Raw genomic sequence first — 26,880 nt, forward strand, 5'->3', positions numbered from 1 at the left:
CTGCACGCCATCGTCCTCGCCCGCCGCCTCGGCCTGTTCTCCGCCCTGCCCGCGCCCTCCCAACTCCTCCCCGACCCGGATTTGTCCGAAATCTACCGCCCCATCTTCCGCCGCTTCGCCGAGAGCTTCCTCGCCCGCCCCTGGTACCCGCCCCGCATCGTCTGGCGAACCTTGCACTCGATGCACCGCATGGCCGGCGGCCGCGCCCGCATCACACGTTGGATGGAGCCGGCATGAGGGCCACATTGACGCAGGCCATCCCCCCTCCCTACCTTGATCATGGGATGTACAAGGGCTCAAACCATTGATGTATCCGCCGAAGATGCCGCTCGGGGCGGCCGTCGGCAGCACCCTGGCCGGCCTCGACAACCGTGCCGCCACCATCCTGCGTGAACTGGTCGAGATCTATGTGACGACCGGGGAGCCGGTAGGCTCGCGCACCCTCTCACGCCGCCTGCCCCTCGGCCTCTCACCCGCCTCCATCCGCAACGTCATGGCGGATCTGGAGGAGGCCGGGCTGCTCTATGCGCCGCATACCTCGGCCGGCCGCCTGCCGACCGAGCGCGGGCTGCGCCTCTTCGTCGACGGGCTGCTGGAATTCGGCGACCTCAGCGAGGAGGAGCGGGGCGAGATCGCCGCCCGCTGCGCCGCCTCCGGCCGGTCCATGCAGGAGACGCTGGGCGAGGCGGGGCAGATGCTCTCCGGCCTCGCCGGGGCCGCCGGCCTCGTGGTCGCCCCCAAATCGGAGGGCACGGTCCGCCACATCGAATTCGTCGGCCTCGGCCCCGGCCGCGCCCTGGTGGTGCTGGTCACCGCCGATGGCCGGGTCGAGAACCGGGTGATCGACGTGCCCCCGGGCCTGCCCCCCTCGGCGCTCACCCAGGCGAGCAACTACCTGAATGCGCGCCTTGCCGGACGCTCGCTCGACGAGGCACGGCTGCAGGTCTCCGACGAGATCTCCGCCAACCGCACCGCGCTCGACGCGCTGACCAACCAGGTTGTCGAATCCGGCCTCGCCACCTGGACCGGCGGCGGCGGCGGCAGCCTGATCATCCGTGGCCAGGCGAAGCTGCTGCAGAATCTCGACCAGGCGGCGCGCCTCGGCGAGATCCAGGCGCTGTTCGAGCGGCTGGAGGCGCAGGAGACGGTGCTGCGCCTGCTCGACCTAGCCCAGCGCGGCCAGGGGGTGCAGATCTTCATCGGCGCCGAGAGCGGCCTCTTCGACAGTGCCGGGCTTTCCATGGTCGTCGCCCCCTTCCGCAACGGGCAGGAGCGGATCGTGGGCGCCATCGGCGTCATCGGCCCGACGCGCATCAATTACGGGCGGGTGATTCCCGTGGTGGACTATACAGCGAGGGTGATCGGTCGGCTGCTGGGATGATCCGGCAGGCGCATGGCCGGGGGAACGGAGGCGCCATCCAGGCTTTGTGGCATCGGTTCCGCCAGGGCGGGCATCAAGGAGTGGGCAAGGCGTCCATGCGACACCTTGCGCGCCCCGGCAGCCCCATCGGCGGCGATCTGCCCCGCCACAAGGGACGAACCCGATCGTGACCTTCCGACCCAGCCTCTTCCGCAGCTTCTTTCTGGGCGGCTTCGAATGCTCGACGCATCGCCGCAATGATGGCCGCCGACTGGACCTGATCGCCGCGACACGACATGACCTCCTGGCCGAGGAGGATTACCGGCAGGTCGCCGAGCACGGCATCCGGGCGGTGCGGGACGGCGTGCGCTGGCACCTCGTCCAGGCTGCCGGCCCCGGCCAGTATGACTGGTCGCCCGTGCAGCCCATGCTGCAGGCGGCATCCCGCACCGGCACCCAGGTGGTCTGGGACCTGTGCCATTACGGCTGGCCGGACTGGCTGGACTTCTTCTCGCCCGACTTCGTCTCGCGCTTCGCCGAATACGCGGTGCGCTTCGCCGAGCTGGCCCGCGCCGAGACCGGCCAGGCGCCGACCCTCTGCCCGCTGAACGAGATCTCCTTCCTCGCCTGGGCCGGCGGCGAGACCGGGCATTTCAACCCCTGCACCCGCGGCCGCGGGCCGGAGGTGAAGCGCCAGGCCGTGGCCGCGACCCTGGCCGCGACGCGCGCCATGCGCCAGGCCGTGCCCGGCACCCGCGTCTTCGCGGTGGAGCCGCTGATCAACACCGTCGGCCGTCCCCATGTGGTGGAGGACATCGCCCCCTCCGAGGCGCGCAACGCCGGCATGTGGGAAGCCTGGGACATGCTGCTCGGCCGGCAGGCCCCGGAGCTCGGCGGCAGCGAGGATGTGCTCGACGCCATCGGGGTGAATTTCTACTGGAACAACCAGTGGTGGCTGCATGAGGGCCGCGACGCCGCCCCGCTCTCGGTCTTCGACGAGCGCTGGGTGCCGCTGCGCGAGCTGCTGGCCAAGGTGTACGCGCATTTCCAGCGGCCCATCTTCGTCGCCGAGACCAGCATCGAGGGCGACCGCCGCGCCCTCTGGCTGCGCTACGTCGCCGAGGAGGTGCGCGAGGCCATCCGCGCCGGCGTGCCGGTGGAGGGCATCTGCCTCTACCCCGTCCTCAGCCATCCGGGCTGGGACAATGACCGCTACTGCCCGAACGGCCTCCTCGAGATGGAGCCCCGAAATGGCCGCCGCCCGGTCCATGCCCCGCTGGCGCGGGAGCTGCGCCGGCAGCAGCAGGACTTCGCCGAGTTCTTCGGCGAGCGGTCGGAAGCCGCGGCCTGAGGGGGCCAGCAAGCCTCCCCGGCCGGGCCGCCTCGGGATGCGGTCGGAAATCCGGGCCACCCTTGCCAAGGCCGGCGAGGCTGGCAGCCACCGCCGGGGCTCCCCCGCCAGGCCCGGGCCCTGCGGGCCGCCCGCAGAACCGTTATGGTACGGGGCACGGCCCCGTCGAAGGAGCCTACCCCATGTCCGACAGCCCAGCTGACCTCGCCGTTGCGAACGGCGCCGCCGAGGGCGCGCCGCAACTGCCGCCGCTCTACCGCTCGCTCGAGGGGCTGACCGCGGACCGGCATGCCGCGCTCCGCCTGCGCGACGCCGGCTATGGCTTCGCCTCCGGCGCCAGCGCGGTGCCGCTGGCGGCCGAGGAATTCACCATCGCAGCACGCAGCCTGCCCATCGTCTTCGCCGCCCAGGCGCCGCATATGCCGGTCGTGCTGACCGGCCTCGCCGCCGGGACCAACCTCTTCGTCGACGGCGGCGGGGCCTGGAAGATCGGCGCCTATGTGCCGGCCTATCTGCGCCGCTATCCCTTCTTCCTGCTGCGCACCGCTCCTGATTCGGAGGAGCTCGCGCTCTGCATCGACCCGGCCGCACCGCAGGTGAGCGAGACGGCCGGCGAGCCGCTCTTCACCCCCGAAGGCAAGCCGGCGCCGCAGCTCGAGCGCGCCTTCGCCTTCACCAGGGCGGTCGAGGAGGCGATGCTGCGCACGCGGACGATGACGCAACACCTGGCGGAGCTCGGCCTGCTGAAATCCTCGGTCGTGCAGTTCGAGCAGCATGGCAAGCCGCTCCGCATCGACGGGTTCTTCGCCGTGGACCGGCCGAGTCTCGCCGCCCTGCCACCCGAGCAGCTGGCCGAGCTGCGCGACCGCGGCTGGCTCGAGGTGATCTATGCCCACCTCCTCTCGATCGGCGGCATCCCGGAGCTGGCGCGCGACATCAGGGGGTAGATGGACGGCCATCCGGGGGCGGGAGTAGAGACACGGCAGGGACCAAGGGGAAACCCAAGGGAGAAGCCATGTCCGGACGCCGTCACCTGCTGGCCGCCACTGCCGGCCTCCTCGCCGCCGCCATCGCCGGCGATGCAGGGGCGCAGCAGCGCCTCGCCAGCCTCTACATGTTCATCCCCGCCGGGCCGGGCGGGGGCTGGGACGGGCTCGGCCGGGCCATCGAGCAGGTCGCGCGGCAGGCGGGCCTCGTCGGCAGCTTCCAGTTCGAGAATGTCGGCGGCGCCGGCGGCTCGGTCGGGCTGCCGCGCTTCGTCGGCCAGCGGCGCGGCCGGCCGGATGCGCTGATGGTCACCGGCTCCATCATGGTCGGCGCGACGCTGACCAACAAGACGCCGGTCGGCATGAAGGACCTCACGCCCGTCGCGCGGATGACCGAGGAGGCCGGCGTCGTCGTCGTGCCCGCAAGTTCCGAGATCAAGGACATCAAGGGCCTGTTCGACGCCTTGAAGGCCAATCCCGGCGGCACCTCCGTCGCCGGCGGCTCGGCGGGCGGGACGGACCACATCACCCTCGGCCTCATCCTGAAGGCGCTCGGCCGCTCGGCGAAGGAAGGCTCCTACGTCGCCTTCGCCGGCGGCGGCCCGGCCCAGGCCGCGATCCTCGGCGCGCAGGTGAAGGCCGGCATCTCCGGCTATTCGGAGTTCGCCGAGCAGATCAAGTCCGGCCGCATGCGTGCGCTCGCCACCACGGGCGGGCAGCGCCTCGACCCGTCCATCCCGACGCTGAAGGAGAGCGGCGTCGACGTGGTGATGACCAATTGGCGCGGCGTCTTCGCCCCGCCCGGCATCCGCCCCGATGCCCGCGACAAGCTGGTCGCGCTGATGACGGAGATCCACGCGCTGCCGGCCTGGACGGAGATGCTGAAGACGCGGGAATGGGCGGATGCCTTCCTCACCGGCGAGGCCTTCAGCGCCTTCCTCGCTCAGGACGTGACGCAGACCGAGGCGGTGCTGAAGGAGATCGGGCTCGCGTGACCCGGCGCGGCGCCGGCCCCGACCTCGCGGTCGGCGGCTTCGTCCTGTTGCTCGGTGCGCTCGCGCTCTGGCAGACGAGCGTCATCCCGGCCTCGCCGATCTACGCCCAGGTCGGGCCGAAGGCGGTGCCCTATGTGGTCTCGGCCGGGCTCTTCGCGCTCGGCGCCGGGCTGATGGCGACGGCGCTGCGCGGCGGTTGGTCGCATGCATTGGATGAGGTGCGCGAGGCGCCGCCGACCAACTGGCGCTCGCTCGGCCTGCTGCTGGCGGGGCTCGCGGCCAACCTCGTGCTGATCGGCCCGCTCGGCTTCTCCATCGCCGCCAGCGCGCAATTTGTGCTGGTGGCGGCGGCCTTCGGCTCGCGCCGCCTGCTGCGCGACCTGGTGCTGGCGCTGGTGCTGACCCTGCTGGTCTGGTTCCTCTTTGTCGAGCTGCTCGGCGTCAACATCGGCGCGGGCATACTCGAAGGGCTGGTGCTGCGTGCCCTCGGCCAGGAGGTAATCTGATCATGCGGCCTGCTTATCCGTTCCACGGCTTCGCCGTTTCACGGGCAGGACGCCGATGATGGACAGCATCGCCGGCCTGCAACTCGGCTTCGCCAACGCGCTGACGCTCGGCAATCTCGGCTGGGCGCTGCTCGGCTGCTTCCTCGGCACCGCGATCGGCGTGCTGCCCGGCATCGGCCCGGCGCTGACCATCGCGCTGCTGCTGCCGATCACCTTCAAGGTCGAGGCGACGGGCGCCTTCATCCTGTTCTGCGGCGTCTTCTACGGCGCGATGTATGGCGGCTCCACCACCTCGATCCTGCTGAACACGCCAGGCGAGTCGGGCTCCATCATCACCGCGCTCGAAGGGGCGAAGATGGCGCGGAACGGCCGTGCCGGCCCGGCGCTGGCGACCGCCGCCATCGGCAGCTTCATCGCCGGCACCATCGGCACGCTCGGCATCAGCTTCCTCGGCCCTGTCGTCGTCGACCTCGCGCTGAGGCTCGGCCCGGCCGAGTATTTCTCGCTGATGGTGCTCTGCTTCGTCACCGTCTCGGCGGTGCTCGGCGGCTCGGCGCTGCGGGGCCTCACCAGCCTCTTCTTCGGCCTGCTGCTCGGCCTCGTCGGCATCGACCTGCAGACCGGCCAGCCGCGCATGACGCTCGGCGTGCCGGAACTGCTGGACGGCGTGAACGTGGTCCTCGTCGCCGTCGCGCTGTTCGCCGTCGGCGAGACGCTCTACATGGCCTGGCGGCACACGAACGAGGCGCCGCAGGTGCGCCAGGTCGGCAGCATCATGATGTCGCGCGAGGACTGGCGGCGCAGCATCGGCCCCTGGTTCCGCGGCTCGCTGCTCGGCTTCCCCTTCGGCGTCATGCCGGCGGGCGGCACCGAGATGCCGACCATGCTCAGCTACTATGCCGAGCGGAAGCTGGTGAAGCCGGAGCATGCCAAGGAATTCGGCACCACCGGCGCCATCGAGGGCGTCGCCGGCCCGGAAGCAGCCAACAACGCCGCCGCCGCCGGCATCCTGGTGCCGATGCTCACCCTCGGCCTGCCGACCTCGGCGACCGCAGCGATCATGCTGAGCGCCTTCCAGAGCTACGGCATCAACCCGGGGCCCCTGCTGTTCGAGCAGCAGGGCGTGCTGGTCTGGACGCTGATCGCCAGCCTCTACATCGCCAACATCATGCTGGTGGTGCTGAACCTGCCGCTGGTCGGGCTCTGGGCCCGCATCCTGAAGGTGCCCCAGCCGCAGCTCTATGCCGGCATCCTGGTCTTCGCCACCATCGGCACCTACGGCATCAGCAACAGCGTGACCGATCTCGTGCTGCTCTATGTCATCGGCATCATCGGCATGTTCATGCGGCGCTTCGACTTCCCGACGGCGCCGGTGGTCATCGGCATGATCCTCGGGCCGATGGCGGAGCAGGCGATGCGCCAGGCGCTGACCATCAGCGAGGGCGACTGGACGACCTTCGCCACCCGCCCGGTCTCGCTGGTCATCCTGCTGCTGGCGGCGACGGCGCTGGTCGGGCCGCGGCTCTACCGCGCGATCAGGAGCGGCTGACCGCGCACCCGGCGCCCGGACCGCCCCGTCGCAGGCCGCGGCCGGCCGATGGCGCGGCGCACCGGCCCCGAGCGGGCTGGCGGGCCAGGCCGCGTGGCAGCCCTCCAGTCGGCAGACCGGCGGCCAGCGTGCCGATCCTCCAGGGCTACTGCGCGGCGTGTTGCATCTGCCAGTCGCCCCGCACCGCGCGCTGCAGGCCGAGATGGTCGCGCAGGGTCGGGCCCGTATAGTCCTTGCGGAACAAGCCGCGGCGCTGCAGCTCCGGGACGATGAACTGAACAAACTCGGCATAGGTGCCGGGGACGTGGGTTGCGGAGATGACGAAGCCGTCGCAGGCGCCTCCCTCGAACCAGGCCTCCAGCTTGTCGGCCACCTCCTTCGGGCCGCCGACCATGTCCATCTTCGGCCGGCCGCGCCCGCTGCCGGTGATGAAGTCGCGTACCGTCGGGTTCTTCTTCCCTGTCGCCTCCACCACGCGGTCGCGGATCGCCTGCAGGCCCTGGATGCTGGCCATCTCCTCGTCGGAGAAGGGCTCGTCCATGCCCTTGCTGGCGAAGTCGAAATTCAGCGCCTCGGAGAGCAGGGACAGCGCGTCGATCTCGAGCGGCAGCTTCTCGATCAGCGCCGCCCGGTCCTCCGCCTCGGCCCGCGTCGCGGCACAGATCGGGTTGCAGAGCGTCGCCACCTTCACCGAGGCGGGGTCGCGGCCGGTGGCGGCGATCATGGCCTTGAAGGCGTCGTAGTCGCGCCGGCCGGAGGCGATGTCGTGGTAGGCGACGAAGACCAGTTCCGCCCAGCGTGCGGAGAATTTCTTGCCGCGGCCGCTGCTGCCGGCCTGGATCATCACCGGCCGCCCCTGCGGCGAGCGCGGCACGGTGAAGGGGCCGCGGGATTGCAGGAAGCGGCCCTTGTAGTCCAGCCGGTGCACCTTGTTGCCGTCGCCGAAGCGGCCGCTCGCCTTGTCGACGATCAGCGCGTCATCCTCCCACGCATCCCAATGGCCGAGCACGACCTCGACGAATTCGTCGGCACGGTCGTAGCGCGCGTCATGCGCCATCATCTCGGCATGGCCCATATTCGCCGCCTCGCCGTCATTCAGCGAGGTGACGATGTTCCAGGCGGCGCGGCCGTCGCTCATCAGGTCGAGCGTCTGGAAGCAGCGGGCGACGTGATAGGGCTCGAAATAGGTGGTGGAGGCGGTGGAGCCGAGGCCGAGGCGCCGGGTCGCGGCCGCCATCATCGTCAGCACCACCACCGGGTCGAGCTTCACGCAGCGGATGCCGTGCTCGATCGTGTGGTGGTGGTCGGAGCCGAAGCGGTCCGGCATGGAGAGGCGGTCGTCGAAGAAGGCCAGGTCGAATTTGCCGGCCTCGAGGATGCGCCCGATCTCCTGGTAGTAGTCGGCGCGCAGGAAATCCGTCCGGCTCTCGGGATGCCGCCAGGACGAGGCGAGGTTGGTGCAGTTCTGCGCCTGCAGGAAGCCAACGAGATGCATCTGGCGCATGGGCCGTTTCCTCCGTGATTGCCGTGAGCCTCACCCCCACCCCGGCCGAGGTCAATGCCGGCCAGTGGTTTCGCCGGTCCGGCCCGCGCGCTAGCCTCGCCCATGCAGGGCCGGGCGGAGGGTTCCGATGATCCCCAACAGGGTGCATCAGCTGTTCATCGATCCGGCCGGCGCGGGCGGAGCCCCGCCGCCCGATATCCTGGAAGGCTGCGGGCTCTGGGCCCGCCACCACCCCGGCATCGCGCATCGGATCTGGAACCTGCCCGCTGCCCTGGCGCTGCTGGCAGCCGAGGGGCAGGCCGCGGCGGTGGATGCGATCCATGCCTGCCGGCTGCCGGCCATGCAGGCCGACCTGGCGCGCCTTGCCATCGTCTTCCTCGAGGGCGGCTGGTGGGCGGATCTGCGGGTGGTGCCGCGCGGGCCCTGCCTCGGCGACCTGGCCGAGGCCGATCTGGTACTCGTCGCCGACCATCCCGGCGACCGGCGGGCGCGGCTCACCAATCGCCTCTTCGGCGCCGCACCACGCCACCCCGTCATCGGGCGGCTACTGGCCGAGGCGGTCGGGAATGTCATCGCGCGCCGGCAGGGCTCGGTCATCGCCCTCACCGGCTCCGGCCTCTTCGATTCGGCGGCGGGTCTGGCGGGGGCCGATTCGCACCTGCTGCCCGAAACCGCCTGGGAGGAGCGGTTCGACCTGCGCCAGGCCTCCTACAACCGCCCCGGGCAGCACTGGTCGCAGCGGGAACAGGCCGAGAGCCTCTATCGCTGACCGCGAAGAAATGCCGTCCCCGCTGCCGTGGCAGTGGTTGAGACCCGCCCCCGGCATGTATCCTGCCGGCATGAAGAGACTGGTCGTCGACCTGGACGGAACGCTCACCATCGATGAGCCGGGCGTCCCCTATGAGGCGAAGCGCCCGAACGAGGCGCTGGTCGCCCGGTTGCGCGACTACCGCGCGGCCGGGTTCGAGATCGTGGTCGCCACGGCGCGGAACATGCGGACCCATGCCAACAACATAGGCCGCATCAATGCCCGGACCCTGCCGGTGATCCTCGACTGGCTGACCCGCCACGACATCCCCTTCGACGAGGTGCATGTCGGCAAGCCGTGGTGCGGCACCGAGGGTTTCTACATCGACGACAAGGCGGTGCGGCCCTCCGAATTCCTGGCCCTCGGCTACGAAGGCGTCCTTGCCCTGCTCGCCCGCGAGGGCCAGTCCGACGGTGGCGCATGAGCCGGACCTGCATCATCGCCTCGGGCGCCTATCCCGACCCGGAGCTCGAGGCCGAATTCGGGCGCATCCCGCCCTCCTTCCTGCCCATCGGCAACCGGCGCCTCTTCGTCCGCCAGCAGGCGGAGCTGGCCGGCACGGCGGAGCGCATCATCCTCTCGCTGCCCGATGGCTTCGTGCCCGATGCGGTGGACCTCGCCCTGCTCTCCCGCCTCGGGATCGAGCTGGTGAACGTGCCCGCCGGCCTCTCGCTCGGCCAGTCGATCGTCTATGTCATCAACGTCACCGCCAGCTCGGTTGGCGAGGTGGCCGTCCTGCACGGCGATACGCTGCTGCGCGGCCTCGACTGGTCGGCAGGCGACACCATCAGCGTGGACGATGCGCCGCCGGGCTATCGCTGGGGCTGGGTGCGGGAGGAGGGTGGCCGGCTGATCGAGGCGAGGCAGGGCAGCACCAAGGGTGACGAGGAGGCCGCGGGCCCGGTGCTCTCCGGCTATTTCTCCTTCGCCGACACCGCCCTCCTCGTGCAATCGGTGACGCGGCGTGGCGGCGATTTCCTGGCCGGTCTCGGGGAGTATGCCGCGCAACGGCCGCTGCGGACGGTGCGGGCGGCGGAGTGGCTCGATTTCGGCCATGCCGCCACCTACCACCAGTCCCGCCGGCGGATGACGACGGAGCGGGAGTTCAATCGCCTCGACCCGACGCGCCGCACCATGGTCAAGTCGGGCAACAACCCCCGCAAGATCGAGGCCGAGGGCCGCTGGTTCGAGGCGCTGCCGCCACCGATGCGCATCCACATGCCGGCCTTCCTCGGCCTCTCCGTGACGGAGGGGGCGACGCGCTACGCCCTCGAGTACCTGCACCTGCCGACGCTGACCGACCTCTTCGTCTTCGGCCGGCTGCCGCGGCGGCGCTGGGGCCGCATCTTCGAGGCCTGCGACGAGTTCCTGGCCGCCTGCGCCGCCGAGCCTGCCCCGGCGGAGACGGCCGGGACGACGCGCGCGCTCTATGCCGAGAAGACGATGGAGCGGCTCGAGGGCTTCGCCCGCGCGCGCGGCCTCGACCTCACCGCGCCCTGCCGCCTGGGCGGCGCCTGGCTGCCCTCGCTCGAGCGCATGGCGGCGATGGCGGCCTCGGCCGTGCCGGTGGCGGAAGCGCGGCACCTTACCCTGGTGCATGGCGATTTCTGCTTCAGCAACATCCTCTATGATTCGCGTGCCGAGCTGGTGCGCGTCATCGACCCGCGCGGGCTCGACAGCCAGGGCGCGCTGACGCCCTTCGGCGATCTCCGCTACGATCTCGGCAAGCTGCACCACTCGGTGGTGGGGCGGTACGACCATATCGTCGCGGGCTATTACCGGCTGGCCCGGCATGGCGCGCTCGACCTCTCGCTCGACCTGCCGGAGGAGCCCGCGCTGCGCGCCGTCGAGGAGGAGTTCCTGCCGCGCCGCTTCGCCGGGTTGACGCTGGAGGAGGGCGCGGCGCCTGCGATCTGCGTGCTGCTCTTCCTTTCGATGCTGCCGCTGCATGCCGATGACCCGGACCGTCAGGACGCCTTCCTCGCCAATGCGATGCGGCTCTTCCTCCGGCTCGACGCCGGGCGGCGCGGCTGGACGCTCGCGGCATGATCGTCATCCCGATGGCCGGCCTCAGCCGGCGCTTCACCGAAGCCGGGTATGACCGGCCGAAATACATGCTGGAGGCCCATGGACGGAGCCTGTTCGCCCATGCCGTCGCCAGCTTCGCCGCCTGTTTCGAGAGCCTGCCCTTCCTCTTCATCTACCGCGACGTCGCCGGCACGCCCGACTTCGTCGCCGCCGAATGCCACCGCCTCGGCATCCGTGACATGCGGGGCGTCGTGCTCGATGCGCCGACTGGCGGCCAGGCGGAGACGGTGGCGCTCGGCCTGCAGCGCGGCATGGTCGATGCCGCCGCACCGGTGACGATCTTCAACATCGACACCTTCCGCCCCGGCTTCCATTTCCCCACCGGCTTCGACCCGGCGGCGGTGGATGGCTATCTCGAGGTGTTCCGCGGCAGCGGCGCCAACTGGTCCTATGTGCGGCCGGCTGCCCCCGGCTCCGACCGCGTCGCGGAGACAACGGAGAAGGTGCCGATCTCCGACCTCTGCTGCACCGGCCTCTACCACTTCCGCAGCGCGGGGCAGTATCTCGGCGCCTATGCCGATTTCGCCGGTGGCGGCGCGGCGCGGCTCGGGCTGAAGGAGCTCTATGTCGCACCCATGTACAACCTGCTGATCGTTGAGGGCGCCGATATCCGCTACGACCTGATCCCGGCCGAGGCGGTGGTGTTCTGCGGAGTGCCGGCGGAATACGACGCCTTCCTCGCCCGCCGCGACGCCGCCCCGCTGCCGGGCTAGCGCAGGCTCGCCGAGGGCCGGAACGACGGACGGCATCAAGCATGCGCCGGCGCCGCCCCTCGCGCCGGCCCTGGCAGCGGCATGCCGATTGCAGCAATCCTTGCAACCATCAACCGGTTGCTGAGGATCGCATGACCATTGCACGCCGCGCCTGGCTGGGCGCCTTGCCGCTGCTCGCCACGCCCCGATTGCTTCGCGCCCAGTCCGGCCCCTGGCCGAACCGGCCGGTGCGGATGATCATCCCCTTCCCGCCCGGCGCCTCGACCGATGCCGTGGGCCGCACCACGGCGGCGGTCATCGGCGCACGCATCGGCCAGCCGGTGGTGGCGGAGAACCGGGGCGGCGCCGGCGGCAATATCGGCGCCGAGGCCGCGGCGCGGTCCGATCCGGATGGCTACACGCTGCTGATCGCCACGATCAGCGCCACCACCATGGGGCCGCATCTCTATCCCCGGCTGGGCTACGACCCGCTGAAGGACCTGGTGCCGGTGGCGCGGACCTGCCACACGCCGAACTGCGTCGTCGCCCGCGCCGACCTGCCGGTGGCGACCTTGAAGGAGGCGCTGGACCTGGCGCGCTCGCGCCCCGGCGGCCTCGTCTATGGCAGCCCAGGCAACGGGACCTCGGGCCATCTCATCGCCGAATCGCTGAACCGCACCGCGGGCATCAGCATGCAGCACGTGCCCTATCGCGGCACAGGACCGCTGATGACCGATCTGCTGGCCGGGCGGCTCGACCTCGCCTGCGACAACCTGCCCGCCTATGTGCAGCAGGCGCGCGAGGGCAAGCTGAAGCTGCTCGCCATCACCAGCCCGGAGCGCTGGTATTCCGCGCCGGAGGTGCCGACGGTGGCGGAGGCGGCCGACCTGCCCGGCTTCTCCGCCATGATCTGGTGGGGCGTCCAGGCGCCGGCCGGCACCCCGGCCCCGATCATCGAGCGGGTGGCGGCGGCGGTCCTTGAAGGTTTCGCCACGCCCGAGATCCGCGAGCGCCTGCGGAGCTTCAGCATCGAGCCGGCGCCCCAGGGCACCGCCGACTTCGCCCGCCACCTCGAGGCCGAGTATCAGCGCTGGGGCGAGGTGGTGCGCAGCGCGGGGATCAAGCTGGACTGAGAGCGCGATCGCCGCAGGCTGGAACGGTCGGAGGCGTGAACCACGCGGCCTGATATCAAGCTGGACCCTGATCCGCGGTTACCGGATCGCGGATGAGGGTCTAGCCGCATTGCCCCGGCCGGCCCTCGATGAAATCAAGCAGGCAGGGAGCATAGCGATCGGTGAAGGCGGGGTCGGAGCCGCCACCATGGCCGGCGAGGCCGGTCGGGCGGTCGAGGAAGAGCAGCTCCTTCACCCGCTGGCCGAAGGCCCGGAAGAGGCGGGCGCGGGCCTCCGGGTCCGGGTCGTACTCATCGCTCTCGAAGGTGGCGACGGCGACCCGGGCGGCCGGGTTGCGGGCGCGCTCCAGCACCTCGCGCAGCTCCGCCACCGCCCAGCCCCAGGCCGGGCTGCCGCGCGGGCCATGCGCGGCCGGGGCGACGGCCACCACGCCATCGACCAGCCCCGGCTCGTCCAGCGCCTGCAGCGCGTTCCAGGCACCGCGCGACTGCCCGCCGACGACCACGCGCTGGTAGCCCTTCGCGCGCAATACCCGCAATGCGCCATGCAGCCAGGCGGCGGCGGTCTCGGTCTCGTCCAGTGCCGGGTCGCGGTCGAAGCGCAGCACGTCCCAACCGGCATTGTTGAACAGGCGGACATGCGGCTGGGGCTGGCTGCCGCGGCTGTCCTGCCCGCCGGCGGCACGGCCATGCGCCCAGACATAGGCGCCGCGCGCCGTCTCCGGTCCCTTCCAGAGGAAGCGGCCATCCGGCACCAGCGACCAGCCGGGCCCGCCCTGCACCGGCCGTGCCGGCGCCACCGGCGGCGCGCCTTCCTGTCCCGGCCAGACCACGGCGAGGTCCCGCGCATAGACCTGGCAGCCGCCATCGGCGCCGGCCTGGCCGACCCATTGCGCACAGAGAGCAACGGCGCGAGCCTCGGTGGTGGGAAGGTCAGGCTGTGCGGCAGCCCAGCCCCAGGCGCCGGTCGGGCTGAGAGCGAAGACGCGAGGCGTCCCCTGTTGCAGGAAACGGCCGTAATCGGCGCGGCCCTCGGCGCCCAGATGCGGCACCGCGGCCACATCCAGGACGGAGGCGGGCTCGGCGGCAGCCGGGGCGGCAAGGGCCAGCGTCAGGGCTAGCCACAAGAATGTGTGATATCCCATGAATGTGATGGAAACATGGGAGGCGCGGCGGAATCAACAATTCTTCTCGCAGCTGCGATGGATCAGGGGCGGCGCGGCACCACCAGATTCGGCAGGATCACCTGCACCGCCTCGCCATCCTGGTTGAAGGTGGTGCAGCGCGCCCGGAGCAGCCCCTGCTGCGGCCTGGAACGGCTCGGCCGCACCTCCAGCACCTCGGCCTCGACGCGCAGCACGTCGCCCGGCCGCACCGGGCGCGGCCAGCGCATCTCCTCCATCCCGCCGCCGATGATCCCGCCCACGGGGCGGAATTCGCTGGCGACCAGCAACTTCATCGTCATCGCCGCGGTGTGCCAGCCGCTGGCGGCCAGCCCGCCGAAGAAGGTGCTGCGCGCCGCCGCGTCATCCAGGTGGAAGGGCTGCGGATCGTACTCGCGCGCATAGGCGATGATCGCCTCGGCGGTCACCGTCAGGGTGGGGGAGTGGAAGACCTCGCCCGGCGTGAAGTCCTCGAGATACCGCTCCTGCATCCGTCCCACTCCCTGCCCACTTCAGCCGCGGGGCGAGTTTGCCCTCGCCGCCAGCGCCAGCGCCACCACGCCGCAGCCCGCCAGGGCGAAGGCACCACGATAATCGATGGCCACCAGTGCCAGGCCGAAGGCCAGCGACCCGGCGCTCTGCCCGAGGAAAAGGGCAAGGGCGAAGGCGCCGACCGCGGTGCCCCGCGCCTCCGGCAGGGCTTCGGTCGCCCGGGTCTGCAGAACGCCATGGAACATGTAGAAGGCGAGGCCCATCACCACCTGCAGGGCAGCCACCACCGGCCAGGCCGGCGCCACCGCCAGCAGGCCGAGCGCCACGGCGATGCTGCCGCCGCCGACAATCAGCAGGCCGCGTTCGCCGAACCGCGCCAGCAGCGGCCGCGCCATGCGGGTATAGGCGAAGGCGCCGAGGCCGAAGCCGGCGACGATCAGCCCCGCCTCCGCCGCGTTGCGGCCGAAGCCCTCGATGAGGAAGGAGCCGACGAAGGGGAAGGCGCCGCCGAAGAGCCAGAAGCCGTCGAAGAAGGCGAGGCCCATGAGCCAGCGGCCGGAGGGCTTCCGCAGCAGGTCGAGATAGGCGCCCATGCCCCGGCCGCCCGTCGCGCCCTCCGGCCGGCGCCAGAGGCTGGCGCCGAGCCGCCAGGCGAGCACGCCGCTCACCGTCAGCGCCAGCGCGCCGAGCAACAGGAAGGGCAGCCGCCAGTCCACCGCCTCCGCCACCATGCCGGAGACGGGGCCGGCGAGGAGCTGCGCCATCACCATGCCGGTGAGGAAGCGGCTGATCGCCACCTGGCGTTCGGCATAGGGGACGCTGTCGGCGATATGCGCCATCAGCAGCGGGATGACGGCGCCGGCGAAGCAGCCGCTCCAGGCGCGCAGCGCGATCAGTCCCGGCAGGCCGGTGGCGAAGGCGCTGGCTACCAGGCCCAGGCCGAAGAGCAGCACCGCCCCGCAGGCGATCCGCACCTTGCCAAGCCGGTCGCCGAGCGGCCCGGCGACGAGCTGCACCAGCCCATAGGGCAACACGAAGGCGGCGACCACGGCCGCCGCATGCGCGACGGTCACGCCGAAGGCCGCGGCGATGGCCGGCAGCAGCGGATCGAGCATCCGCATGCCCGCGCCGGTGGTGAAGCCCGCAAGGGCAAGGAGGGTGATCGGGATGGCGGGCGGCATGGGTCCGGCGATAGGGGGCCGCCGGCCGCGCCGCGTCAAGCCAGCCGGGCTAGCCGGTCGGGTCGAGCGCTGCCGCCACGGCTTCCTTCCGGTGCCGCGGCAGCAGCTTCATCACCAGGATGAAGGCCGAGAGTGCGAGGCAGATGCTGTTCGTCAGAATCAGCGGCCACTGCCCGAGCAGCCAGCCATAGGTCAGCCACAGCGCGAAGCCGACGACGGTGACGCTGTACATGCGGGTGGAGATGGCCTGCGTGTCACGGGTGCGGATCACCTTCCAGGCCTGCGGCAGGAAGCTCGTGGTCGAGGCAAGGGTGGCCAATCCGCCAATGAGGTGGGCGGCATCCATGGAGCAATCCCTCCGGCTGCAGGCATCGCGTCCTAACCGGCGGCCGGGGTTCCGGGTTCCGTTGACAGCGGCGGCTTTGCCGCCGAGCCTGCAGCCTCGGGAGAAACGAACCATGCCGGATGCACGGGACAAGGCGCCGCTGCTCGGGCTCGGGCTGGTCTGGCAGCAATTGGCGGTCGGCCAGCGCTTCCGCAGCTTCGGCCGCACCGTCACCGAACACGACCTGATGGGCTTCGTGGCGCTGACCGGCATGCAGGAGCCGCTCTTCGTCGATGCGACCCATACCGGGGCGCTCGGGCCGCGGCCGGTGCCGGGGGCGCTGACCCATGCGTTGATCGAGGGCCTGCTGCTGCGGGGCATGGTGCATGGCACCGGCCTCGCCCTGCTCGAGACCCATATCCGCCCGCTGGCGCCGGTGCGCGTCGGCGACACCATCCATGCCGAGGTCGAGGTCACCGCCATCCGTCCGACCAGCACGGGCGGCCGGGCCGTCGTCGCCTGCGCGGTCCGCGTGCGGAACCAGCGGGACGAGGCGGTGATGGACTACGACGTGACCAGGCTGCTCCGGGGAGAAAGCACACCATGATCGCACGCCGCTACCTCCTGGCGCTCGGCGCCACCGGCCTTGCCGCGCCGGCGCTGGCCCAGGGCAATTTCCCCGACCGGCCGGTACGGATGGTGGTGGCCTTCCCGCCCGGCGGCCCGACCGATGTGGTGGCGCGCATCCTCGCCGAGCGCATGGGCCGCGAGCTCGGCCAGCCCATGGTGGTGGAGAACCGTGGCGGTGCCAACGGCAACATCGCCGCCGAGGCCGTGGCGAAGGCCGAGCCGGATGGCTACACCGTGCTCTACAACACCTCCTCCATCGTCATCAGCCGGGCGCTCTACCGCAAGCTGAGCTACGATCTGCTGAAGGACCTCACGCCGGTCTCGCTCACCGCCGCCTCACCCTTGGCGCTGGTGGTGAACCCGGCCGCGCCGCCGCGCAGCCCGCGCGAGTTCATCGACTGGCTGCGCGCCAACCCCGGCAAGCTCAGCTACTCCTCGGGCGGGGTCGGCAATATCTCGCACCTCGTCACCTTCCTGGTGCTGCGCCACATTGGTGGCGATGCGGTGCATGTGCCCTATCGCGGCACGGCGGCGGCGCTGACCGATGCGGCGGCGGGCAATGTGCAATTCACCTCCGACACGGTGGTGACGGCCCTGCCCCTGATCCAGGAGGGCCGCGTCCGCGCCATCGCCGTCTCCAGCGCCGAACGCTCGCCCCTGCTGCCCGAGGTGCCGGCCATGGCGGAGGCCGGGCTGACCCCGGCGGGCTTCGACCTCGGCGCCTGGCAGGGCATCCTCGCCCCGGCGAAGGCGCCGCCCGCCGCCATCGCCCGGCTGAACGCCGCGGTGGCCGCGGCGCTGGCCGACCCGGATGTGCGCGCCCGCCTCGCCGCCCAGGGCGCGAAGCCGACCGGCGGCAGCGCGGCGGATTATGCCGCCTATCTCCAATCCGAGATCGGCCTCTGGACCAAGGTCGTCGCCGATAGCGGCGCGACGGCGGATTAGGCGGCGGCGCGCGGCCGCCGACCCGCGCTGTCAGGCCTCCGCGCGCAGCCCGTTCGCCTGGTGCACCGCCAGCGCCGTCATGTTGAGGATGCCGCGGGCGGTGACGCTGGCGACCAGCACATGCACCGGCCGCTTCATCCCCAGCAGCATCGGGCCGAGTTGCAGCCCATCGGCCGCCGCCTTCACCAGGTTGAAGCTGATATTGGCCGAATCGAGGTTCGGGAAGACCAGCAGGTTGGCGGTGTCGGTCAGCGGCGAATCGGGCACGGCGCGGGCCCGGATGGCCGGCACCAGCGCCGCGTCGGCATGCATCTCGCCATCCACCTCGAGGCCGGGCGAGCGGGTGCGGATCAGCGGCAGGGCCTGGCGCATCACCCGCGCCGAAGGGGCGTTGGAGGCGCCGAAGGAGGAGTGGCTGAGCAGCGCCACCTTGGGCGTGATGCCGAAGGCCTCCACCTGATCGGCGGCGAGCAGCGTCATCTCCGCCACCTGCTCCGGCGTCGGCTCGACCAGCAGATGCGTGTCGACGAAGAACAACGTGACGCCGGAGACGATGACGGCCGAGAGGGCATAGACCCGCGCCACGTCCGGCCGCTTGCCGATAATCGAATAGGCATCGTGCCACTGGTCCATCCAGTTGCCGCTGCCGCCGATCAGCGCCGCATCGACGAGGCCGGCCTCCAGCAGCATGGCGGCCGCGACATTCGGATCGGTGCGGAGGCGACGGGTGGCGGCCTCGGGCGGCACCCCGCGCCGGCCGACCTTGGCCTGGTAGCGCGGCAGCAGCGGGGCAAAGACCGCCTCATCCGCATCGGGATCGAGGACGCGGACGGATTCCGAGAAATCCATCCGGAGGCCCATGGCGCGGGCCTTCTCCTCGATTATCGCGCGGCGGCCGATCAGCACCGGCTCGGCGATGCCGTCATCGAGGACGGTCTGCACCGCGCGCAGCACCCGCTCATCCTCGCCCTCGGCATAGGCGACGCGGCGCGGGTTGCCCTTGGCCGCCTCGAACATCGGCCGCATCAGGTTGCCGGAGCGGAAGACAAAGCGCTCCAGATCGCGCCGGTAATGGGCGAAATCGGTGATGGGGCGGCGGGCGACGCCGCTCTCCATGGCGGCGCGGGCGACGGCGGGGGCGACCTCGAGGATGAGGCGCGGGTCGAAGGGTTTCGGGATGATGTAGTCGGGGCCGAAGACCGGCGCATGGCCGCCATAGGCCGCGGCCACCACCTCGCTCGCCTCGACGCGGGCGAGCGCGGCGATGGCATCCGCTGCCGCGACCTTCATCGCCTCGTTGATGGTGGTGGCACCGACATCGAGGGCGCCACGGAAGATGAAGGGGAAGCAGAGGACGTTGTTGACCTGGTTCGGGTAGTCCGTCCGCCCCGTGGCCACGATGGCGTCCGGCCGGGCGGCGCGGACGGCCTCGGGCAGGATCTCCGGCTCCGGGTTGGCGAGCGCCAGCACCAGGGGCTTCGGGCCAAGCTTCGACAGCCATTCCGCCTTCAGCACACGCGGGGCGGAGAGGCCGAGGAAGATGTCGGCACCCTCCAGCACCTCCTCCAGCCTGCGGGCATCGGTGCGGCGGGCGTAGCGGGCCTTGAAGGGGTCCATCTGCTCGGCACGGCCTTCGTAGACGACGCCGGCGATGTCGCAGACCGTGATGTTCTCGCGCCGGAGGCCCATGGCGACGAGCAGGTCGAGGCAGGCGAGCGCCGCCGCGCCGCCGCCGGTGTTGACGAGCTTCACCTCCTCGATCCGCTTGCCCTGCAGCAGCAGGCCGTTGCGGATGGCGGCGGCGACGATGATGGCCGTGCCGTGCTGGTCGTCATGGAAGACGGGGATGCGCATGCGCTCGCGCAGCCGGCTCTCCACCTCGAAGCATTCGGGGGCCTTGATGTCCTCGAGGTTGATGGCGCCGAAGGAGGGCTCGAGGGCGGCGATGACCTCGATCAGCTTCTTGGGGTCCCGCTCCTCCACCTCGATGTCGATGGAGTCGATGCCGGCGAATTTCTTGAAGAGCACGGCCTTGCCCTCCATCACCGGCTTCGAGGCGAGGGCGCCGATGGCACCCAGCCCGAGCACGGCCGTGCCGTTCGAGATGACGGCGACCATGTTGCCGCGCGTCGTGTAGTCCCAGGCCGCGTCGGGGTTGGCGGCGATCTCCTCGCAGGCCGCGGCGACGCCGGGGGAATAGGCAAGGCCCAGGTCGCGCTGCGTCGCCATGCGCTTGGTCGGCTCGATCGCCAGCTTTCCGGGCCGCGGATGGCGGTGGTAGTCGAGCGCGGCCTTGCGGAAATCCTCGTCCATGCTGGGTCCCCTTCGTCCCCGGCCAGTCTAGCCGAAGCCACGGCGGAGCCCAACGGAGGCGGGTCCGTCATGACATGATGCAATCGGACATGATACTTCCGCTTGCCTTGCCGCCGCCGGAAGGTTCTACACCATGGACCGAGGCCACCGGGCAGTCCGGGGCTGGGATGACGCAGGAAGGAGAGGCCACGTGCGGCGACGGGTCCTGACCGCATCGGCGCTGACCGCCATCCTGGCGCCCGCCACCCTCCGGGCGCAGAACCACGGCCATGCCCATAGCGGCAACGAGGTGAAGATCGGCCGCCACGAGGTCGAGCTGGTGGTCCGTGGCACCCAGGCGACCCTGACCATCCGTGACGAGAAGGACCAGCCGGTGGACACCACCGGCTTCGGCGCGACCGCCACCGTCCTCGCCCGCGGCAATGAGCGCCGCAGCCTCGAATTCCGTCCCGCCGGCGCCAACCGCCTCGTCGCGCCGGTCGATTTCCCGGTGGACGGCAAGTTTCGCGCGACGGTCGCCCTGCGCGGCCCGGCCGGCGAGCTCGGCACCGGGCGCTTCGCCATCGACCCGGCGCGCTGAGGCCGGGCATGGCGATGCGGCGGGGCAGCAGGAGGGGAGTACGGGCGGCGATGCACCGCCTGCTCGCCCTTGCCCTGCTGCTGGCCAGCCTGCTCGTCCCGCCCTTCGCCGAGGGCGCTGGGGCCGGCCCGGCGGGGTCTGGCTCCATCGTCGCCGCCGGCCTCGCCGAGGATGGCGCGGCGGCCCGCCCGCATGCCCTCGCCCATGCCGGGGCGCATTGCGCCTGCCAATCGGCGGACCGGCTGGCCGGCCCGGCTGAACCTGTCCCGGCGATGCGGCGCCTCGCCCTGGGCCCGGCCCATGGTCCGCCCCCTCCTGCCTCGCTCGGGGCGGAACCGCCGGCGCGCCCGCCAAGGGGCTGACCGAACCAGAGCCATCCGAGCCGCTCCCTCCCGGCCAGGCCGCGGAGGCGCGGCCTGTCTCGCGTTCCGTCCGCTCCGGGTGCCATGCCAGAACGATTCCGTCCCTCCCCTCCGCTCGCGCTGCTGGGCGCGGCGGCCCTTATCCTCCTCACCATGCCTGCCGCCGAGGCGGAGGGCCCGGCCCGGCGCCGGGTGGCGCAAGCGGCGCCCGAATCGGGCGGCGCCCTCCTGGTCCCATCCCCGGAACGGGCGGTGGAGCTGGCGCTCGCCCGCGCCCCGATCCTGCGGAGCGCCGAGGCGGGGCGCCGCGCCGCCCAGGGCGACCGGGTAACCGCCGGGCTGCGGCCCAATCCCGAATTCTCCGTCGAGGCGGAAAATATCGGCGGCAGCGGCGGCTATGGCGGCATCCGCTCGCTGGAGACCACCTACGGCCTGTCGCAGCGCATCGAGACCGGCGGCAAGCGCCAGGCGCGGATCGAGGCAGCCGGCCGCGCCGTTGCCCTGACCGGGCTGGATGTGGAGGCGGTGCGGCTCGACCTGGCGCGGGAGGTTGTCCAGGCCCTCGCCGCGGCGGTGGCGCGGGCGCGCGCCGTCGACATCGCCCGCGAGCGGCAGCGCCTGGCCGATGAGGTGCTGCGCGCCACCCGTGCCCGCGTCGAGGCCGGGCGGGAGGCCCCGGTGCAGCAGCGTCGCGCCGAGGTGGACCGGGAGACCGCGACGGTATTCCTCGACCGGGCGGAGCGCGAGGCGGCATCGGCCGCGCGCGGCCTCGCCGTGCTGCTGGCAGCGCCGGCAGTGGAGGTCGCCCCGGCGCGCGCGGCCTGGTTCGACGAGATCGGCCCGCGGCCGGAGCCGGGCCGGGCCGCCGCCCTGCCGCCCGGCCAGCTCGACCGCGCGCGGCTCGATGCGCTGATCGGGCAGCGGCGGGCCGAGCTGGACCTGCAGCGGCGCAACGCCATCCCGGATATCGCGGTCGGCGCCGGGATGCGCCGCTTCCGCGAGGCCGGGGGCGACACCGCCTTCCTGCTCGGCCTGCGGGTGCCGCTGCCGGTCTTCGACCGCAACCAGGGCAATATCCTGCGCGCCGGCGCCGAACTGAACCGGGCCGAGGCCGAGGCCGAGCGCGGACGGCTCTACCTGGACGCCTCGCTGGCGGAATCCGAGCGGCGGCTGGACCAGGCCTGGCGCGCCGCCGACTCGCTGCGCCGCACCGTGCTGCCCGCGGCACGGGAGGCAGCCGGCGCGGCGCGGGAGGGCTATGCCGCCGGCAAATTCTCACTGCTGGAGGTGCTGGACGCCCAGCGCGTGCTGATCGATGCGCGCGAGCAGCACAACGCCGCGCTGCTGGAGGTGCAGCAGGTGCGGGCCGACATCGTCCGGCTGCGCGGCCGCGCAGCCGAGCCCGCCGGGAGGCCGACGCCATGAGATCCCTCGCCGCCTTCCTCGCCGGAGCCGTCCTCGCCATCGTCGTGGCGGTGCTGGTGCCCGGCCTGCCGGAGAGCCTGCGCGCCGCGCTCGGCCCCGCCTCGCCCCCCGCCGCACCCGGTCATGACCATGGCCCAGGCGAGGCCCATGGGGACGAGGTGCCCGAGGGTGCCATCCGCATGACCGAGGCGCAGATCGCCGCCAGCGGCATCGCCATCGCCGAGGCCGGGCCCGGCATGGTGGCCCGCCGCATCGCCCTGCCCGGCACCGTCACGGCGAATGCCGACCGGCTTGCCCATGTCCCCGCCCGGGTGGCGGGGATCGTCGCCGCGCTCCACCGGCGGCTCGGCGAGAGCGTCGCGGCGGGCGAGGTGCTGGCGGTGGTGGAGAGCGCGGAGATAGCCACCCTCAAGGGCGACTACCTCGCCGCGCTGCGTACCACCGAGCTGGCCCGCCTGACCTTCGAGCGCGAGCAGAGGCTGTGGCAGCGCCGGGTCTCCGCGGAGCAGGATTTCCTCAAGGCGCGGACCGACTGGCAGGAGGCGCAGATCCGCCTCGACCTGGCCCGGCAGAAGCTGGCCGCCATCGGCCTCGGCCAGGCCGAGGTGGAGGCCCTGCCACGCCAGCCCATCGAGGCGCTGCGCCGCCAGGAGGTCCGGGCGCCGATCGCCGGCCGTATCACCGCCCGGCCGAAGATGCTGGGCGACGCGGTCTCGGCCGAGGCGGAGGTCTATACCCTGGCCGACCTGTCCACCGTCTGGGTCGAGGTCGCGGTGCCGCCGGCCGACCTCGCCTTCGTCCAGGACGGGATGGCGGTACGGCTGCGGGACGGGGCGGAGCCGCGCGGCGAGGGCCGCATCGTCTTCCTCAGCCCGGTGCTCGACCCGGAGACGCGCTCGGCCCGCGCGGTGGTGGAGGTGCCCAACCCGGCGGGCCAGCTCCGCCCCGGTGGCTTCGTCACCGCCGAGGTCGCGGCCGCCGAACAGCCGGTCGATATCATGGTCCCGCGCACGGCGGTGCAGCAGATCGAGGGCGAGAGCGTGGTCTTCGTCCGCACGCCGGAGGGATTCGAGCGGCGCGAGGTGGTGCTGGGCCGTGGCGACCAGGAGGCGGTGGAGCTGGTCTTCGGCCTCGATGCGCAGGAGCCCTATGCCGCGACCAACAGCTTCATCCTCAAGGCCGAGCTCGGCAAGGCCGAAGCCGAGCATGCGCATTAGGACCGCCGGACGATGATCGCCCCCATCCTCGACTTCGCCGTCCGCCAGCGCTGGCTGGTGGTCCTGCTGGTCGCCGCCGCCGCGGGCTTCGGCCTGCGCGCCTTGCAGTCGCTGCCGGTCGACGCGGTGCCGGACATCACCAACAACCAGGTGCAGATCAACACGCTGGCGCCGGCCCTCTCGCCCATCGAGGTGGAGAAGCAGGTGACCTTCCCGGTGGAGACGGCGCTGGCCGGCATCCGTGGCCTGCAATCCACCCGCTCGCTGTCGCGCAACGGCTTCAGCCAGGTCGTCGCCATCTTCCGCGACGAGGTGGACATCTACTACGCCCGGCAGCAGGTGCTCGAGCGGCTGACCGAGGCGCGGGAGCTGTTGCCGCCCGAGGTCGAGCCGCGCATGGGGCCGATCTCCACCGGGCTCGGCGAGATCACCATGTGGACGCTGGACTGGGCGCCCCGGCGCGAGGGCGACGTGGCGCGCGAGGGCCGCCCCGGCTGGCAGGCGGATGGCGGCTACCTCACGCCGGAGGGTGGGCGCCTCTCGACCGAGCTGGAGCGCACCGCCTATCTGCGCACGCTGCAGGACTGGGTGATCCGGCCGCAGCTGCGCCACTTGCCGGGCGTCGCCGGCGTCGATTCCATCGGCGGCATCGTCAAGCAGTACCATGTGCAGCCCGACCCGGCGCGGCTGATCGGCCTCGGCCTCTCCTTCGCCGACATCGCCGAGGCGCTGGAGCGCAACAATGCCAGCCGCGGCGCCGCCTATCTCGAACGCGGCGGCGAGGGCTATGTCGTCCGCTCCGGCGGGCGGCTGGAGACGCTCGAGGATATCCGCGCCGTCGTCGTGGCGACGCGCGAGGGCGTGCCGGTGCGCGTCGGCGACATCGCCCGCGTCGAGACCGGGCGGGAGCTGCGGACGGGCAGCGCCAGCGCGGGCGGGCGGGAGGCGGTGGTCGGCACCGCGCTGATGCTGATCGGCGAGAACAGCCGCACCGTCGCTACGGCGGTGACCGCGCGTCTGGCCGGGATCGGCCGCACCCTGCCGCCCGGCGTGCAGCTGCGGACGGTGCTCAACCGGACGGAGCTGGTGGACGCGACGATCCGCACCGTGGCGCGGAACCTCGCCGAGGGCGCTCTGCTGGTCGTCGTGGTGCTGTTCCTGCTGCTCGGCAACCTGCGCGCCGCCGTGGTCACCGCGCTGGTCATCCCGGTGACGATGCTGCTGACGGCGACCGGAATGCTGGAGGGCGGCATCAGCGCCAACCTGATGAGCCTCGGTGCGCTCGATTTCGGGCTGATCGTCGATGGCGCCGTCATCATCGCAGAGAACAGCCTGCGGCACCTGGCGGAGCGGCAGCAGGCACTCGGCCGCGCGCTGCGCCTCGAGGAACGGCTGGAGACGGTGGCGGCCTCGGCGCGGGAGATGATCCGCCCCTCGGTTTTCGGCCAGGCGATCATCATCCTGGTCTATGTGCCGCTGCTGGCCTTCCAGGGGGTCGAAGGCAAGATGTTCGCGCCGATGGCGCTCACCGTCATCCTGGCCCTGGCGATGGCCTTCATCCTCTCGCTTACCTTTGTCCCGGCGATGATCGCGCTGGCCGTCACCGGCCCGGTGCGGGAGGGGGATAACGGGCCCATCCGCGGCCTCAAGCGCGCCTATGCCCCGGCGCTCCGCCTCGCCCTGCGGCGGCCGGAGCCGGTGATCGGCGCGGCGGCGCTGCTCTTCCTCGGTGCCCTGCTGCTGGGCGGGCGGCTCGGCTCGGAATTCATCCCGCAGCTCGACGAGGGCAATATCGCCCTGCATGCGCTGCGCATCCCCTCCACCTCACTCAGCCAGTCGCAGGCGATGCAGCTGCAGGTCGAGGGCACGGTGTCGCGCTTCCCCGAGGTGGCGGTGATCTTCTCGAAGACCGGCACCGCCGAGGTGGCGGCGGACCCGATGCCGCCCAATGTCTCCGATGCCTTCATCATCCTGAAGCCGCGCGACCAGTGGCCCGACCCGTCCCTGCCCAAGGCGGAGCTGGTCCGGCGCATCGAGGCCGCCGTCACCCGCCTGCCCGGCAACAACTACGAGTTCACCCAGCCCATCCAGATGCGCTTCAACGAACTGCTGGCGGGCACGCGCGGCGACCTTGCGGTGAAGGTCTTCGGCGAGGAATTCGGCCCGATGCTCGCGGCCGCCAACCGGATCGCCAGCGTGCTGCGCGGCATCCGCGGCGCCGAGGACGTGCGGGTGGAGCAGGTGGCCGGGCTGCCCTTCCTCGATATCACCATCGACAAGGCGGAGATCGCCCGGCGCGGGCTCAGCCTCAGCGCGGTGCAGGACGTCATCGGCACCGCGATCGGCGGGCGGGAGGCGGGCTGGATCTTCGAGGGCGACCGCCGCTTCGCCATCGTCGTCCGCCTGCCGGAGGCGGTGCGGAGCGATATCGAGGCGCTGCGCAACCTGCCGGTCGCCCTGCCCGGAGGGGGCAGCCAGGGGGCGGGTGCAGGGGCGGGCGCGGCGAGCGTGCCGCTGCGCAGCCTCGCCGCCTTCCGCCTGACCGAGGGGCCGAACCAGGTCAGCCGCGAGAACGGCCAGCGCCGCGTCGTCGTCACCGCCAATATCCGCGGCCGCGACATCACCTCGGTCGTCGCCGAGGCGGAGGCGGCGGTGGCGCGGGAGGTTCGGCTGCCGCCGGGCCATGCCATCACCTGGGGTGGGCAGTTCGAGAACCTGGCGGCGGCGCGGCAGCGGCTGATGGTGGTCGTGCCCGGCTGCTTCTTCCTCATCTTCCTGCTGCTCTATACGGCGCTCGGCTCGCCGCGCGACGCGCTGCTGGTGTTCAGCGCGGTGCCGCTGGCGCTGACCGGCGGCATCGCCCTGCTCTGGCTGCGCGGCATGCCGCTCTCGGTTTCGGCGGCGGTGGGCTTCATCGCCCTCTCGGGCGTCGCGGTGCTGAACGGGCTGGTGATGCTGACCCATGTCCGCCAGCTGCGCCTCGCCGGGCTGGGCCGGGAGGCGGCGATCCGCCAGGGCGCGATGGACCGGCTGCGGCCGGTGGTGATGACGGCGCTCGTCGCCTCGCTCGGCTTCGTGCCGATGGCGCTGGCCACCGGGCCGGGCGCCGAGGTGCAGAAGCCGATCGCCACGGTCGTCATCGGCGGCCTCGTCACCGCGACGCTGCTGACGCTGGTGGTGCTGCCGGCGCTCTATGCCCGGCTCGGCAGCGCCGAGGCCCCGGCGATGCAGGTCAGGCCGAGCAGCAGGAAGGGCGCGGCCGCCGGCATGACGTAG

General features: G+C 71.9%; 24 protein-coding genes and 1 pseudogene. 19 read left to right on the forward strand and 6 right to left on the reverse strand.

The window, feature by feature from the left end; genetic code table 11:
- From BLR02_RS29680 to BLR02_RS20590, 7 genes and pseudogenes are all read left to right on the forward strand, one after another.
- A pseudogene (locus BLR02_RS29680) lies at positions 1-237 on the forward strand (transposase); the annotation flags it as partial.
- Positions 238-307: 70 nt separating this feature from the next.
- Positions 308-1,381, forward strand: coding sequence for a heat-inducible transcriptional repressor HrcA (hrcA, locus tag BLR02_RS20565; protein ID WP_090664485.1), 1,074 nt, complete (start codon positions 308-310; stop codon positions 1,379-1,381).
- A gap of 166 nt (positions 1,382-1,547) precedes the next feature.
- The gene (locus BLR02_RS20570) at positions 1,548-2,711 is read left to right on the forward strand and encodes an alpha-amylase family protein (protein WP_090664486.1); all 1,164 of its coding nucleotides are present in this window, start codon (positions 1,548-1,550) and stop codon (positions 2,709-2,711) included.
- Positions 2,712-2,893: 182 nt separating this feature from the next.
- Positions 2,894-3,658, forward strand: a complete 765-nt coding sequence (locus BLR02_RS20575; protein ID WP_090664487.1) for a SapC family protein — start codon at positions 2,894-2,896, stop codon at positions 3,656-3,658.
- Positions 3,659-3,726: 68 nt separating this feature from the next.
- Positions 3,727-4,692 carry a Bug family tripartite tricarboxylate transporter substrate binding protein gene (locus tag BLR02_RS20580; protein ID WP_090664488.1) on the forward strand — a complete coding sequence of 322 codons (966 nt, stop codon included), beginning with the start codon at positions 3,727-3,729 and terminating at the stop codon, positions 4,690-4,692.
- A complete protein-coding gene (locus BLR02_RS20585) occupies positions 4,689-5,198 on the forward strand; it encodes a tripartite tricarboxylate transporter TctB family protein (protein ID WP_245704879.1) in 510 nt (169 codons plus the stop codon). The genes BLR02_RS20580 and BLR02_RS20585 overlap by 4 nt, the downstream gene beginning before the upstream one ends.
- Before the next feature lie 55 nt (positions 5,199-5,253).
- Positions 5,254-6,747, forward strand: a complete 1,494-nt coding sequence (locus BLR02_RS20590) for a tripartite tricarboxylate transporter permease (protein WP_342670587.1) — start codon at positions 5,254-5,256, stop codon at positions 6,745-6,747.
- Positions 6,748-6,892: 145 nt separating this feature from the next.
- On the opposite strand, the gene BLR02_RS20595 is transcribed toward BLR02_RS20590, so the two are convergent.
- Positions 6,893-8,251, reverse strand: a complete 1,359-nt coding sequence (locus BLR02_RS20595; RefSeq protein ID WP_218127354.1) for an LLM class flavin-dependent oxidoreductase — start codon at positions 8,249-8,251, stop codon at positions 6,893-6,895.
- 127 nt (positions 8,252-8,378) lie between these two features.
- Here BLR02_RS20595 and BLR02_RS20600 point away from each other — a divergent pair, with 127 nt between their 5' ends.
- The 5 genes from BLR02_RS20600 (at position 8,379) to BLR02_RS20620 (ending at position 12,972) form a co-directional block, all read left to right on the forward strand.
- Positions 8,379-9,020, forward strand: coding sequence for a glycosyltransferase family 32 protein (locus BLR02_RS20600; RefSeq protein ID WP_090664490.1), 642 nt, complete (start codon positions 8,379-8,381; stop codon positions 9,018-9,020).
- A gap of 70 nt (positions 9,021-9,090) precedes the next feature.
- Positions 9,091-9,483 carry an HAD family hydrolase gene (locus tag BLR02_RS20605; RefSeq protein ID WP_090664547.1) on the forward strand — a complete coding sequence of 131 codons (393 nt, stop codon included), beginning with the start codon at positions 9,091-9,093 and terminating at the stop codon, positions 9,481-9,483.
- The gene (locus BLR02_RS20610; protein ID WP_090664491.1) at positions 9,480-11,108 is read left to right on the forward strand and encodes a hypothetical protein; all 1,629 of its coding nucleotides are present in this window, start codon (positions 9,480-9,482) and stop codon (positions 11,106-11,108) included. Before BLR02_RS20605 ends, BLR02_RS20610 begins: the two co-directional genes overlap by 4 nt.
- A complete protein-coding gene (locus tag BLR02_RS20615; protein ID WP_090664492.1) occupies positions 11,105-11,860 on the forward strand; it encodes a glycosyltransferase family 2 protein in 756 nt (251 codons plus the stop codon). Before BLR02_RS20610 ends, BLR02_RS20615 begins: the two co-directional genes overlap by 4 nt.
- 131 nt (positions 11,861-11,991) lie before the next feature.
- Entirely contained in the window at positions 11,992-12,972 is a 981-nt protein-coding gene (locus tag BLR02_RS20620) for a Bug family tripartite tricarboxylate transporter substrate binding protein (RefSeq protein WP_176849714.1), read from the forward strand.
- Positions 12,973-13,072: 100 nt separating this feature from the next.
- Here BLR02_RS20620 and BLR02_RS20625 read toward each other — a convergent pair whose 3' ends face one another.
- From BLR02_RS20625 to BLR02_RS20640, 4 genes are all read right to left on the reverse strand, one after another.
- The gene (locus BLR02_RS20625; protein WP_090664494.1) at positions 13,073-14,098 is read right to left on the reverse strand and encodes an alpha/beta hydrolase; all 1,026 of its coding nucleotides are present in this window, start codon (positions 14,096-14,098) and stop codon (positions 13,073-13,075) included.
- Positions 14,099-14,178: 80 nt separating this feature from the next.
- Positions 14,179-14,625, reverse strand: coding sequence for a MaoC family dehydratase (locus BLR02_RS20630; protein WP_090561489.1), 447 nt, complete (start codon positions 14,623-14,625; stop codon positions 14,179-14,181).
- A 21-nt stretch (positions 14,626-14,646) separates the two neighbouring features.
- Positions 14,647-15,807: an MFS transporter gene (locus tag BLR02_RS20635; protein ID WP_090561487.1), complete on the reverse strand. Its 1,161-nt coding sequence runs from the start codon at positions 15,805-15,807 to the stop codon at positions 14,647-14,649.
- Positions 15,808-15,856: 49 nt separating this feature from the next.
- Positions 15,857-16,153, reverse strand: coding sequence for a SemiSWEET family sugar transporter (locus BLR02_RS20640; RefSeq protein ID WP_090664495.1), 297 nt, complete (start codon positions 16,151-16,153; stop codon positions 15,857-15,859).
- A gap of 112 nt (positions 16,154-16,265) precedes the next feature.
- Here BLR02_RS20640 and BLR02_RS20645 point away from each other — a divergent pair, with 112 nt between their 5' ends.
- Both BLR02_RS20645 and BLR02_RS20650 read left to right on the forward strand, forming a co-directional pair.
- Positions 16,266-16,739 (forward strand): MaoC family dehydratase, encoded by a 474-nt coding sequence (locus tag BLR02_RS20645; protein ID WP_090664496.1) that lies wholly within the window; start codon positions 16,266-16,268, stop codon positions 16,737-16,739.
- On the forward strand, positions 16,736-17,707 hold the full coding sequence (locus BLR02_RS20650; RefSeq protein ID WP_090561482.1) for a Bug family tripartite tricarboxylate transporter substrate binding protein: 972 nt from the start codon (positions 16,736-16,738) through the stop codon (positions 17,705-17,707). Before BLR02_RS20645 ends, BLR02_RS20650 begins: the two co-directional genes overlap by 4 nt.
- Positions 17,708-17,737: 30 nt before the next feature.
- On the opposite strand, the gene BLR02_RS20655 is transcribed toward BLR02_RS20650, so the two are convergent.
- Positions 17,738-20,020, reverse strand: coding sequence for an NADP-dependent malic enzyme (locus BLR02_RS20655; protein ID WP_090561480.1), 2,283 nt, complete (start codon positions 20,018-20,020; stop codon positions 17,738-17,740).
- A gap of 190 nt (positions 20,021-20,210) precedes the next feature.
- Here BLR02_RS20655 and BLR02_RS20660 point away from each other — a divergent pair, with 190 nt between their 5' ends.
- From BLR02_RS20660 to BLR02_RS20680, 5 genes are all read left to right on the forward strand, one after another.
- On the forward strand, positions 20,211-20,600 hold the full coding sequence (locus tag BLR02_RS20660) for a hypothetical protein (protein ID WP_090664497.1): 390 nt from the start codon (positions 20,211-20,213) through the stop codon (positions 20,598-20,600).
- Between the two features lie 50 nt (positions 20,601-20,650).
- Entirely contained in the window at positions 20,651-20,962 is a 312-nt protein-coding gene (locus BLR02_RS20665; protein WP_090664498.1) for a hypothetical protein, read from the forward strand.
- An 84-nt stretch (positions 20,963-21,046) separates the two neighbouring features.
- Positions 21,047-22,387, forward strand: coding sequence for a TolC family protein (locus tag BLR02_RS20670; protein ID WP_090664499.1), 1,341 nt, complete (start codon positions 21,047-21,049; stop codon positions 22,385-22,387).
- Positions 22,384-23,604, forward strand: coding sequence for an efflux RND transporter periplasmic adaptor subunit (locus tag BLR02_RS20675; RefSeq protein WP_090664500.1), 1,221 nt, complete (start codon positions 22,384-22,386; stop codon positions 23,602-23,604). The genes BLR02_RS20670 and BLR02_RS20675 overlap by 4 nt, the downstream gene beginning before the upstream one ends.
- A 12-nt stretch (positions 23,605-23,616) precedes the next feature.
- Positions 23,617-26,880, forward strand: a complete 3,264-nt coding sequence (locus tag BLR02_RS20680) for an efflux RND transporter permease subunit (protein WP_090664501.1) — start codon at positions 23,617-23,619, stop codon at positions 26,878-26,880.

It is taken from the genome of Belnapia rosea, from assembly GCF_900101615.1.
Lineage (GTDB): Bacteria > Pseudomonadota > Alphaproteobacteria > Acetobacterales > Acetobacteraceae > Belnapia > Belnapia rosea.